Source organism: Streptomyces sp. R35, from assembly GCF_041053035.1.
In the GTDB taxonomy this organism is placed as follows: domain Bacteria; phylum Actinomycetota; class Actinomycetes; order Streptomycetales; family Streptomycetaceae; genus Streptomyces; species Streptomyces lutosisoli.
On record NZ_CP163440.1, the window covers coordinates 7499076 to 7511243 of the forward strand.

12 protein-coding genes are annotated in these 12168 nt (G+C 68.1%); all 12 read left to right on the forward strand.

Translation table 11 applies throughout. The annotated features are described in order from the left end of the window. Positions 1-115 precede the first annotated feature (115 nt). The 12 genes from AB5J50_RS34065 to AB5J50_RS34120 all read left to right on the forward strand — a co-directional run bounded on the left by AB5J50_RS34065 (position 116) and on the right by AB5J50_RS34120 (position 12147). Complete coding sequence (locus AB5J50_RS34065; protein ID WP_369262181.1) at positions 116-1969, forward strand: trypsin-like serine protease; 1854 nt, start codon at positions 116-118, stop codon at positions 1967-1969. 206 nt (positions 1970-2175) lie between these two features. Then, a complete protein-coding gene (locus tag AB5J50_RS34070; protein WP_369262183.1) occupies positions 2176-3315 on the forward strand; it encodes an LCP family protein in 1140 nt (379 codons plus the stop codon). A 169-nt stretch (positions 3316-3484) separates the two neighbouring features. Beyond that, complete coding sequence (gene rpmE, locus AB5J50_RS34075) at positions 3485-3706, forward strand: 50S ribosomal protein L31 (protein WP_033323852.1); 222 nt, start codon at positions 3485-3487, stop codon at positions 3704-3706. Positions 3707-3841: 135 nt separating this feature from the next. Next, positions 3842-4918, forward strand: a complete 1077-nt coding sequence (gene prfA / locus AB5J50_RS34080) for a peptide chain release factor 1 (RefSeq protein ID WP_327431760.1) — start codon at positions 3842-3844, stop codon at positions 4916-4918. 70 nt (positions 4919-4988) lie between these two features. Continuing rightward, on the forward strand, positions 4989-5834 hold the full coding sequence (prmC, locus tag AB5J50_RS34085) for a peptide chain release factor N(5)-glutamine methyltransferase (RefSeq protein ID WP_369262184.1): 846 nt from the start codon (positions 4989-4991) through the stop codon (positions 5832-5834). Positions 5835-5887: 53 nt separating this feature from the next. After that, complete coding sequence (locus tag AB5J50_RS34090) at positions 5888-6535, forward strand: L-threonylcarbamoyladenylate synthase (RefSeq protein ID WP_327431762.1); 648 nt, start codon at positions 5888-5890, stop codon at positions 6533-6535. Further along, on the forward strand, positions 6532-7197 hold the full coding sequence (locus tag AB5J50_RS34095; RefSeq protein ID WP_369262186.1) for a protein-tyrosine-phosphatase: 666 nt from the start codon (positions 6532-6534) through the stop codon (positions 7195-7197). Before AB5J50_RS34090 ends, AB5J50_RS34095 begins: the two co-directional genes overlap by 4 nt. Before the next feature lie 137 nt (positions 7198-7334). Further along, positions 7335-8573 carry a serine hydroxymethyltransferase gene (glyA, locus tag AB5J50_RS34100; protein ID WP_369262187.1) on the forward strand — a complete coding sequence of 413 codons (1239 nt, stop codon included), beginning with the start codon at positions 7335-7337 and terminating at the stop codon, positions 8571-8573. 129 nt (positions 8574-8702) lie between these two features. Further along, on the forward strand, positions 8703-10061 hold the full coding sequence (locus AB5J50_RS34105) for an MraY family glycosyltransferase (protein WP_369262189.1): 1359 nt from the start codon (positions 8703-8705) through the stop codon (positions 10059-10061). 293 nt (positions 10062-10354) lie between these two features. Continuing rightward, complete coding sequence (locus AB5J50_RS34110; RefSeq protein WP_327431766.1) at positions 10355-10789, forward strand: hypothetical protein; 435 nt, start codon at positions 10355-10357, stop codon at positions 10787-10789. A gap of 225 nt (positions 10790-11014) precedes the next feature. Continuing rightward, on the forward strand, positions 11015-11836 hold the full coding sequence (atpB, locus tag AB5J50_RS34115; protein ID WP_369262191.1) for a F0F1 ATP synthase subunit A: 822 nt from the start codon (positions 11015-11017) through the stop codon (positions 11834-11836). A gap of 74 nt (positions 11837-11910) precedes the next feature. Then, complete coding sequence (locus tag AB5J50_RS34120) at positions 11911-12147, forward strand: ATP synthase subunit C (RefSeq protein WP_043683105.1); 237 nt, start codon at positions 11911-11913, stop codon at positions 12145-12147. Positions 12148-12168 lie beyond the last annotated feature (21 nt).

Here is a 12168-nt window from a genome sequence, read left to right on the forward strand (position 1 = left end):
GGACAGGTGTACGATCGCGGTTCTTTGAAGTTTCTCAGCATGTTCGAAGCTTCCTCGAATCCTTGAAGCTCTTTCGAATTCGCCTGTCTCTGGGGGGACTTGAGTGGATACGTCCATGTCCGGGAACGGTCGTCACAGACGTCGGATACGCATCGCCGTGCCCGTCGCGGCAGCGGGCCTGGCGGCCGCGGTCGCCGGCGCGCTCCTGATGTCGTCCGCGAACGCCGCCACCGCCGCCACGCCGCCGACGCCGACCGTCAAGCCCAGCATCTCCGCGCCCACCCTGGCCGAGCTGGAGAAGCGCGTCGCGGGCGCCGTCGCCGGTGACGACACCGCGGGCCAGACGACCCAGAAGTCGTCGCTGAGCGCCAGCACGAACACGGCCAGTACCAGCACCGCGACGGTCGACCCGAAGATCATCGGCGGCACCACGACCACCATCACCACGGCCCCGTGGATGGCGCAGCTCTGGTACTACGACGACAAGGGCACCACCGACGAGAGCGACGACCTCGGCTTCTTCTGCGGCGGTTCCGTCGTGTCGCCGACGAAGATCCTCACCGCCTCGCACTGCGTCAAGGGCTACAACTGGTACAAGTACGGCGCCGTCCTCACCGGCACCGCCCAGCTGCCGACCACCGACAGCTCCGGCAACACCGACCTGCACGGCGGCACCGTCTCGCTGCCCCTGCGGCAGTGGAACCACCCGTCGTACAACGCGACGACCGTCGACAACGACATCGCGGTCATCACGCTGGACAAGCCCGTCACGGCCAAGCCGATCCGCATGACGACGTCCGGCGACACCGCCTCGTACGCGTCCGGCACCAACGCGACGCTCTACGGCTGGGGCCGCACCAGCTCCACCACGCAGGACATCTCCCAGACGCTGAAGACGGCCACGCTGCCGATCAAGTCCGACAGCACCTGCAACACCGCCATGAAGTCGGTCCTCGGTGAGGACGACTTCATCGAGGGCCACATGGTCTGCGCGGGCACCGCGGCGACCGGCAGCGACACCGGCACCACCACGGCCTGCAACGGTGACTCCGGCGGCCCGCTGATCGTGAAGGACTCGGCCGGCAACCCCCGGATCGTCGGCGTCGTCTCCTGGGGCGTCGAGGACTGCGTCGCGAAGGGCGCGTACGGCGTCTTCTCGAAGGTCAGCACGTACGTCGGTGCCGCGTACCCGCGCGTCGACGACGGCAACCTGAGCCGTGACCACAAGGCCGACCTGTGGGTGCGCAACTCGTCCACCAAGACGGGTTACGAGAAGGACTCCACGGGCACCGGGTTCGGCGCGCGCCAGTCGTGGGACAAGTGGGACGGCGTCAACGTCGTGCTGCAGGCCGACCTCAACCGGGACGGCGTCGAGGACCTCGTGATCCGCGACAGCGCCACCGGTGACGTCTACTGGTCGCACTACGGGTTCGCGAGCGGGAGCTGGTCCACCGACAAGATCTTCGGCAACTGGAAGACCCGCACCCGCATCATCGCTCCGGGCGACATCAACGGCGACTACCTGCCCGACCTGCTCTCGGTCGACTCCGGCGGCGTCCTGTGGCTCTACCCGGGCAAGGGCAACGGCACCTTCTCGGCGCGTGTCCAGGTCAGCTCCGGCTGGAACCAGTACAACACCGTGCGCGGCCACGGCGACTTCACCGGTGACGGCAAGGCCGACCTGCTCGCGCGCAACAAGAGCACCGGCGACCTGTACCTGTACAAGGGCACCGGCAAGTCCGGCACGGGCGCCTTCTCCAGCCGTATCAAGGTCCGCAGCGCCTGGACCGGCTACAACGCCTTCGACGCGGTCGGTGACATCACCGGCGACGGCAAGGCCGACTTCCTGGCCCGTACGCCCGGCGGCACGCTCTACCTGTACAAGGGCACCGGCAAGGCGACCAGCGAGATCTTCGCCACAAGGGTCTCCGTCGGTACCGATTTCAAGCAGTACGACATTTTCGGCTGAAATCGCAGGTGAGCGGGGTTTCCCCGGATTCACCGATCACGCAGCGTGCCCACCGCTCCACGCGGTGGGCACGCTGCGTTGTGCAACCCTTTGCCGAGTTTCCCCGTCTGACCGTACGGAGTGACCATGGAGCAATACGTGTCACGACCAGACGGGCCTAGCCCTGAAAGCAGGGGGTATCCGACCGCAGAGGGACTGAGGAGCACATGCCTGCCGAGAGCACGCCGGAACCTGGCATACCGGGGGAGTCCGGCACGAGCGCCGCGCGCCATCGCGGGAAGGGGCGCCGCCGCAAGGCCCGCAGCGCGCGCCACAAGGCCCTCCTCATCACGGCCTGGACCGCCGCGGGCATCGTCGTGCTCGGCGGCACGGGCGCCGGGATCCTGTACTTCAAGCTCAACAGCAACCTCAAGAGCGTCGACATCAACCAGGCCCTCGGCACCGACCGGCCGACGAAGGTCGACAACGGCTCCGAAAACATCCTGGTCCTGGGCTCCGACACCCGCTCCGGCACGAACAAGAAGCTGGGCGGCGGCACCGACGACGGCAGCGCCCGCTCCGACACCGCGATGATCGTGCACGTGTACCAGGGTCACAAGAAGGCCAGCGTGGTCTCCATACCCCGCGACACCCTCGTCGAGCGGCCCTCCTGCACCGACACCAAGGGCGTCACGCACGACGCGGCCTCCAGTGTCATGTTCAACTCCGCGTACTCCACCGGTGGCGCCGCCTGCGCGGTGAAGACCGTCGAGTCCATCACCGGTATCCGCATGGACCACTACATCGAGGTCGACTTCAGCGGCTTCGAGAAGCTCATCGACGACCTCGGCGGGGTGGACATCACCACCACCAAGGACATCTCCGACGCGGACAGCCACCTGAACCTGAAGGCCGGCACGCACACGCTCAACGGCCAGCAGGCGCTCGGCCTGGTCCGCACCCGGCACGGCGTCGGCGACGGCTCCGACCTCGGCCGCATCCAGCTCCAGCAGGCCTTCATCAAGGCCCTGGTCAACCAGGTCAAGCACATCGGGGTGCTGTCCAGCCCGACGAAGCTGGTCAAGCTCGCCAACACCGCGACCAAGGCCATCACCACCGACTCGGACATAGGCTCGGTCACCGACCTCGCGTCGTTCGCCGACGGCCTCAAGGGCATCAGCTCGTCGCACATGAACATGGTCACGATGCCGGTCCAGTACGACAGCGCGAACGCCAACCGCGTACTCGTCGACACCGCCAAGGCCGAGCTGGTCTGGAAGGCGCTGAAGAACGACCAGGCGATCCCGAAGGCGGCCACCAAGGGCACGGCCACAGGTACGGCGAAGGGCGTCGTCAGCTCGTCCTGAGCCCCCTGAAGCCGGTCGTGAGCCCCTTTGAGGGAGCTCGGGAATAGATCACAGCGGCCCCCGGTTTTGGGGGATGCGGCCAGTCCTGGCAGACTGGTACGTCGGCTCCGGTTCACGCACCCGCAATCCGCGGAGGCGACCCGGCGCCCTCCCGAAACTAGGAGACACCTTGAAGCGCGACATCCACCCCGAGTACGTCGAGACGCAGGTCAGCTGCACCTGTGGCGCGTCGTTCACCACCCGTAGCACGATCTCCAGCGGTTCCATCCGCGCCGAGGTCTGCTCCGAGTGCCACCCGTTCTACACGGGCAAGCAGAAGATCCTCGACACCGGTGGCCGCGTGGCCCGCTTCGAGGCCCGCTTCGGCAAGGCTGCCGCTGCCAAGAAGTAGCGAGCCCACAGCGCCGGTCTTCGGCGTCCCCGGCACGGGGGCGCTGGGACCGGCGCTTTGCGGTGCAGCCCCTATTCGTCTTACCTACGTCCCTGAGCCCACACTGGAGCTGGGGACAGTCCATTGGAGCCGGAGATGTTCGAGGCGGTCGAGGAACTGATCGGCGAGCACGCCGATCTGGAGAAGAAGCTCGCTGACCCGTCGGTGCACGCCGACCAGGCCAACGCGCGCAAGCTCAACAAGCGCTACGCCGAGCTGACCCCGATCGTCGCGACGTACCGCTCTTGGAAGCAGACCGGGGACGACATCGGGACCGCGAAGGAGTTCGCGGCCGACGACCCCGACTTCGTCGCCGAGGTCAAGGACCTGGAGAAGCAGCGCGAGGAGCTCACCGAGAAGCTCCGTCTGCTGCTGGTCCCGCGCGACCCCAGCGACGACAAGGACGTCATCCTGGAGGTCAAGGCGGGCGCCGGCGGCGACGAGTCCGCCCTGTTCGCGGGCGACCTGCTGCGTATGTACCTGCGCTATGCCGAGCGCGTCGGCTGGAAGACCGAGATCATCGACGCCACCGAGTCCGAGCTCGGCGGCTACAAGGACGTCCAGGTCGCCGTGAAGACCAAGGGCGGCCAGGGTGCCACCGAGCCCGGCCAGGGCGTCTGGGCGCGCCTGAAGTACGAGGGCGGTGTGCACCGCGTGCAGCGTGTGCCGTCGACCGAGTCGCAGGGCCGTATCCACACCTCCGCGGCCGGCGTCCTCGTCACGCCCGAGGCCGAGGAGGTCGACGTCGAGATCCACGCGAACGACCTGCGCATCGACGTCTACCGTTCGTCGGGCCCCGGCGGCCAGTCCGTCAACACGACCGACTCCGCGGTGCGCATCACGCACATTCCCACCGGAGTCGTCGCCTCCTGCCAGAACGAGAAGAGCCAGCTGCAGAACAAGGAGCAGGCGATGCGTATCCTGCGCTCCAGGCTCCTCGCGGCGGCGCAGGAGGAAGCGGAGCGGGAGGCCGCCGACGCCCGTCGCAGCCAGGTCCGTACTGTCGACCGATCCGAGAAGATCCGTACGTACAACTTCCCGGAGAATCGCATCTCGGACCACCGCGTGGGCTTCAAGGCGTACAACTTGGACCAGGTGCTCGACGGGGACCTCGACGCGGTCATCCAGGCCTGCGTCGACGCCGACTCGGCCGCCAAGCTCGCGGCCGCGTAAAGCCGAACACAGCCTCGTACGGCCGTACTTGTCAGGCCGTACGACAACAGCTCAGCCCCGGAGGACCAGCGTGAACCTGCTGCTCGCGGAAGTGGCCCAGGCCACCCAGCGGCTGGCCGACGCCGGCGTGCCCTCGCCGCGCAACGACGCGGAGGAGCTCGCCGCCTTCGTGCACGGCGTGAAGCGGGGCGAGCTGCACACCGTCAAGGACGCGGACTTCGACGCCCGTTACTGGGAGGTGACCGCGCGCCGCGAGGCCCGCGAGCCGCTCCAGCACATCACCGGCCATGCCTACTTCCGGTACCTGGAACTCCAGGTGGGGCCGGGGGTGTTCGTCCCGCGCCCGGAGACCGAGTCCGTCGTCGGCTGGGCCATAGACGCCGTCCGCGCGATGGATGTCGTCGAGCCGCTGATCGTCGATCTCTGTACCGGCTCGGGCGCCATCGCGCTCGCCCTCGCGCAGGAGGTCCCGCGCTCCCGTGTGCACGCCGTGGAGCTGTCCGAGGACGCCCTCCAGTGGACGCGCAAGAACGTCGAGGGGTCCAGGGTCGACCTGCGCCAGGGAGACGCCCTGGAGGCCTTCCCGGACCTCGACGGCCAAGTGGACCTGGTGATCTCCAACCCGCCGTACATCCCGCTCACGGAGTGGGAGTACGTCGCTCCGGAGGCCCGGGACTACGATCCCGAACTCGCCCTGTTCTCAGGGGAGGACGGACTCGACCTCATCCGCGGCATCGAGCGCACCGCGCACCGGCTGCTGCGCCCGGGCGGTGTCGTCGTCATCGAGCACGCCGACACCCAGGGCGGGCAGGTGCCGTGGATCTTCACCGAGGAGCGGGGCTGGGCCGACGCGGCCGACCACCCGGACCTCAACAACCGGCCGCGGTTCGCGACCGCACGCAAGGCGATGCCGTGAGCGCGCGCATCGTGATCCCCAGCCAGCAGTACGTGTACGAGGAGGCCCGCTAAATGGCACGGCGATACGACACCAATGACGCGACCGACCGCACCACCGGTCTGCGTGAGGCCGCGTCCGCCGTCCGCCGTGGCGAGCTGGTGGTCCTCCCGACCGACACCGTGTACGGCGTCGGCGCCGACGCGTTCTCCTCGGAGGCCGTCGCCGACCTCCTGGAGGCCAAGGGCCGGGGCCGCAACATGCCCACCCCTGTCCTCATCGGCTCCCCGAACACGCTGCACGGCCTGGTCACGGACTTCTCCGAGATGGCCTGGGAGCTCGTCGACGCGTTCTGGCCGGGCGCGCTCACCCTCGTCGCCAAGCACCAGCCGTCCCTCCAGTGGGACCTGGGGGACACCCGGGGCACCGTAGCCATCCGTATGCCGCTGCACCCGGTCGCCATCGAACTGCTGACGGAGGTCGGTCCGATGGCCGTCTCCTCCGCGAACCTCACGGGCCACCCGGCTCCCGAGGACTGTGACGCCGCGCAGGAGATGCTCGGCGACTCCATCTCGGTCTACCTGGACGGCGGCCCGACCCCGGGCATCGTGCCGTCCTCGATCGTCGACGTGACCGGCAAGGTGCCCGTGCTGCTGCGCGAGGGGGCACTGTCGGCGGAGGAGCTCCGGAAGGTCGTACCCGACCTCGAGGTGGCGAATTGACAGCCCCTGACGCGGGGCGTGGCATAGGCACGGGGATCACGGGGACCAGTGGGTTCTCCAGGGGGTCCTTCCGCATCCTCCACGTCAGCACCGGCAATGTGTGCCGCTCGCCGATCACCGAGCGGCTGACCCGGCACGCCCTGGCGGACCGGCTCGGCGACCCCCTGTGGGGCGGCCTGATCGTGGAGAGCGCGGGCACCTGGGGCCACGAGGGCGCGCCGATGGAGGCCAACGCCGAGACGGTCCTCGCCGACTTCGGCGCGGACCCCTCCGGCTTCGTCGGCCGCGAGCTCCTCGACGACCACGTCATCCGCGCCGACCTGGTCCTGACGGCCACCCGTGACCACCGCGCCCAGGTCATCTCCATGGGCCACTCGGCGGGCCTGCGCACCTTCACCCTGAAGGAGTTCACCCGCCTCGTACGAGCGATAGACCCGGCTACGCTGCCGCCGCTGGAGGACGGCGTGATCGAACGCGCGCGTGCGCTGGTGCGGGCCGCTGCCGCTCTACGCGGGTGGCTCCTGGCCCCCACGGCGGAAGCGGACGAGGTGTTCGACCCGTACGGGGCGCCGCTGCCGTTCTTCCGGTCGATCGGGGACGAGATCAACGAGGCCCTGGATCCGGTGGTGACCGCGCTGACCGGGGTGCGTGCGCGGGCCTAGAGGCCACCGCCGGGCTCTGATCGCACGGCACCCGGCGGTATCGGCTGTGACACCCGGCAGGACGTAACACCGGGCGTCACAACGGTCCCGGTTCTACATTGGACGTAGCGCGTCCCCGCCGAGGTCCGGAGTCCATCATGCCGGTCACACAAACGCTTGAAGCGGATGTCCTGCGTCGACAGGATCCCGAGCTCGCCGAGATCCTTCTCGGGGAACTGGACCGGCAGTCGACGACGCTGCAGTTGATCGCGGCCGAGAACTTCACCTCGCCGGCCGTGCTGGCCGCGCTGGGGTCGCCGCTGGCGAACAAGTACGCCGAGGGGTATCCGGGCGCCCGGCACCACGGCGGATGCGAGATCGTCGACGTCGCCGAGCGGGTCGCGATCGACCGGGCGAGGTCGCTCTTCGGTGCCGATCACGCCAATGTGCAGTCGCACTCCGGGTCTTCGGCCGTCCTCGCCGCGTACGCCGCCCTGCTGCGCCCCGGCGACACCGTGCTGGCGATGGGCCTGGCCTTCGGCGGTCACCTCACGCACGGGTCGCCCGCGAACTTCTCCGGACGCTGGTTCGACTTCGTCGGGTACGGGGTGGAGGCGGACACCGGGCTCATCGACTACGAGCAGGTGCGGGCCCTCGCGCGCACGCACCGGCCGAAGGCCGTCGTGTGCGGCTCCATCTCCTACCCCCGGCACATCGACTACGCAGCCTTCCGGGAGATCGCCGACGAGGTGGGCGCCTATCTCATCGCGGACGCCGCCCACCCCATCGGGCTGGTCGCGGGCGGCGCGGCGCCCAATCCGGTGCCGTACGCCGATGTCGTCTGCGCGACGACGCACAAGGTGCTGCGCGGGCCGCGCGGCGGAATGATCCTGTGCGGCGCCGAGCTGGCCGAGCGGGTCGACCGGGCCGTGTTCCCGTTCACCCAGGGCGGCGCGCAGATGCACACCATCGCCGCCAAGGCCGTCGCCTTCGGCGAGGCGGCAACTCCGGCCTTCAGGGCGTACGCCCATCAGGTGGTCGCCCATGCGCGGACGCTGGCGGCGGCGCTGGAGGCGGAGGGGCTCGCGATCACCACGGGCGGCACCGACACCCATCTGCTGACCGCCGATCCCGCGCCGCTCGGCGTCGACGGACGCACCGCCCGCGGGCGTCTCGCCGCCGCCGGAATGGTCCTCGACACCTGTGCGCTGCCCCACGGGGACGCCCGTGGCCTGCGGCTCGGTACGGCGGCGCTCACCACCCAGGGCATGGGCGACGCGGAGATGGAGCGGATCGCCGTACTGTTCGCGGGGGTGCTGCGGGACGACATCGACGGCAGACAAGCGCGTGAAGAAGTGCGGGAGCTGACCGGAAGATTTCCGCCCTATCCCGGCTAGAGAGGGGCAGGCGCGCCCCCGGGCTCAGCCACTCGTGCAACCATCGTCGCTACCCGGAAGTCCCCAACCATATGCGCGCATCGCTAGGGTGTGGGGCTGAGATGGCCAGCGAGACCTGTGGGGAAGCCTGTGCGTGAATACCTGCTGACGCTCTGCATCACGGCCGCGGTGACGTATCTGCTGACAGGGCCGGTACGTAAGTTCGCGATCGTGGCCGGAGCCATGCCGGAAATCCGTGCGCGCGATGTGCACCGGGAACCCACTCCGCGGCTCGGCGGCATCGCGATGTTCTTCGGGCTGTGCGCGGGCCTGCTGGTTGCCGACCACCTGAAGAACCTCAACGCGGTCTTCTCGAACTCCAACGAACCGCGCGCCCTGCTCTCCGGTGCGGCGCTGATCTGGCTGATCGGTGTCCTGGACGACAAGTTCGAGATCGACGCCCTGATCAAGCTGGGCGGTCAGATGATCGCCGCGGGTGTGATGGTCATGCAGGGTCTGACGATCCTGTGGCTGCCGATCCCCGGTGTCGGCCTGGTCGCGCTGACCCAGTGGCAGGGCACCCTCCTCACCGTCGCCCTCGTCGTGATCACCATCAACGCCGTGAACTTCGTGGACGGCCTCGACGGCCTCGCCGCCGGCATGGTGTGCATCGCGGCCGCCGCGTCCTTCCTGTACGCCTACCGGATCTGGTACTCGTACGGCATCGAGGCCGCGGCCCCGGCGACGCTGTTCGCGGCGGTCCTGATGGGCATGTGCCTGGGCTTCCTGCCGCACAACATGCATCCCGCGCGGATCTTCATGGGCGACTCCGGCTCGATGCTCATCGGGCTGGTGCTCTCCGCCGGCGCGATCTCCATCACAGGGCAGGTCGACCCCGACGCGATGAACCTGTTCTCCGGTTCGGAGCGCAACACCGTGCACCAGATGGTGCCCGTCTACATCCCGCTGCTGCTGCCGCTGACGATCATCGCGGTGCCGGCCGCCGACCTCGTGCTCGCCATCGTGCGGCGCACCTGGCGGGGCCAGTCGCCCTTCGCCGCGGACCGCGGCCATCTGCACCACCGTCTTCTCGAGGTCGGCCACTCGCACAGCCGGGCCGTCCTGATCATGTACTTCTGGTGCGCGACGATCGCCTTCGGCGCCCTCGCGTACTCGGTCAACTCAGGGGCCATGTGGAGCGTGCTCGTCATCGTGGCGCTCAGCGCGGTCGGTCTCGTGCTGCTCCTGCTGCCCCGCTTCACGCCGCGCGCCCCGCGCTGGGCCGAGCACCTGGTGCCGCCGCGCTACCGCCGGCGCAGGGGCGTCTCCGTGGCCGCCGCCGGTGCCGAGCCGTCCGTCACGCACGGGACGGCGGCTGCCGAGGAGTCGGAGGAGGCCCGCGAACACCGTGCCCCGGTCGCCGTGGGAGTCTCAGGAGTCAACGGAGCGACGGCAATTGGCCCCCGTTCGCGCTTCCTGGATCGGCGCAAAGCCGGGTCGTCGCGCTGACGCAAGGTAAGAATCTGACTAACGCGTTGCCAAGTCGTGGGGGTGCAAAGCTCCCCAATACCAGACAACTTGGCGCGCTGGGCGCACAGACGCGCAGCGTCACCCTCATGTGTGACAGCGAGCACACCTTCTAGGTAAAGACCGCATCAAATAGTTTGTGATACCGTTCACGAGAACCCGGGACAGAGCCGAAGGACCCTAGTGCGACGGTCCTTTGGCGTGAGGTTCCCTCTCAGCCCGGGACTACGCTCGTCCATGACGACACGCCCCCCTTAGCAAGCGGAGTTGCCGCCATGCCGTCCAATGACGTCCGGATTCTCCTTCAGGCCGCTGTGCCCACAGCTGCCGTCGGCGCGATTGCCGCCGTCGTCAGCGGCGTGGTCGCGGGCGGCAAGGGAGCCATCGGGGCGATCGTCGCGACGCTGGTCGTGATCCTCTTCATGGGAATCGGGCTCTACGTACTGCAGCGCACCGCCAAATCGCTTCCGCACCTGTTCCAGGCGATGGGCCTCATGCTCTACACGGCGCAGATTCTTCTGCTGTTCATCTTTGTCGCCGCGTTCAAGAACACGACGCTGTTCAATCCCAAGGCTTTCGCGATCTCGCTCGTCGCCACCACGCTCGCGTGGATCGGCGCACAGGCGCGTGCTCAGATGAAGGCCAAGATCCTTTACGTCGAACCCGACTCGAAGGGCGACAAGCCCGAAAAGACGGGGCACTCGTCGTGAGGGGTAGGGCCGGGATAAGTGCGCGTAAGAGATCCTGCTATCGTCCGGTGCCAACTGCGGCATCGCGGGCGCGGGCATCTGAGCTGACGCCTGCTCAATCGCGAGGCTTGATGCCCCACAGCCGCCCCCACATCCGTAACACCAGTCCAGTGCCGAACCGCGGCTGTGCGCCGCGCCGACACAACGAGGTTGCCGTACCTATGCGCCACGCTGAAGGAGCCCGCGGTGAGTGCTGACCCGACGCAGGTGCTCGCCTTCGAGACCGACTGCCACATCTTCGCCGACTGTGGCTTCCCCGCTCCCGGCCTGCACTCGTTCCTGTTCGAGCCCCTGTGGGGTGACGGCGACAGCAACGTGTACTTCAACAAGACGATGCTCCTGGCGCTGCTCGGCTCGATCATCATCGTCGGCTTCTTCTGGGCAGCCTTCCGTAAGCCGAAGGTCGTCCCGGGCAAGCTCCAGATGGTCGCCGAGGCGGGCTACGACTTCGTCCGACGCGGCGTCGTCTACGAGACGATCGGTAAGAGGGAAGGCGAGAAGTACGTACCGCTGGTCGTCTCTCTCTTCTTCTTCATCTGGATGATGAACCTCTGGTCGATCGTTCCGCTCGCCCAGTTCCCGGTCACGTCGATCATCGCGTACCCCATCGTCCTCGCGGCGATCGTCTACATCACCTGGGTCTCGCTGACGTTCAAGCGGCACGGATTCGTCGGCGCGTTCAAGAACTTCACCGGCTACGACAAGTCGCTGGGCCCGGTTCTCCCGCTGGCCATGTTCATCGAGCTCCTCTCGAACCTGATCGTCCGGCCGTTCACGCACGCCGTACGACTCTTCGCGAACATGTTCGCCGGCCACACGCTGCTGCTGCTCTTCACGATCGCCAGCTGGTACCTGCTCAACGGCATCGGGATTGCCTACGCGGGTGTCTCGTTCATCATGGTGATCATCATGACGGCCTTCGAGCTGTTCATCCAGGCTCTGCAGGCGTATGTGTTCGTGCTGCTGACCTGCACCTTCATCCAGGGCGCGCTCGCCGAGCACCACTGAGCACCGCCTCCCGAACCCCCCTTGGTGTCCGGCGGCCAACCCCCGCCGGTCCGTACAGATAAGGAAGAATCAGCATGGCTGCCACTGAGACCCTCGCTGCCGTCTCCGGTTCGCTCGGCTCCATCGGCTACGGCCTCGCCGCCATCGGTCCCGGCGTCGGCGTCGGCATCATCTTCGGCAACGGCACCCAGGCTCTTGCCCGTCAGCCCGAAGCTGCCGGCCTGATCCGTGCCAACCAGATCCTCGGCTTCGCCTTCTGTGAGGCGCTCGCCCTCATCGGTCTGGTCATGCCGTTCGTCTACGGCACCTGATCCACCCGATCAGCGACAGCC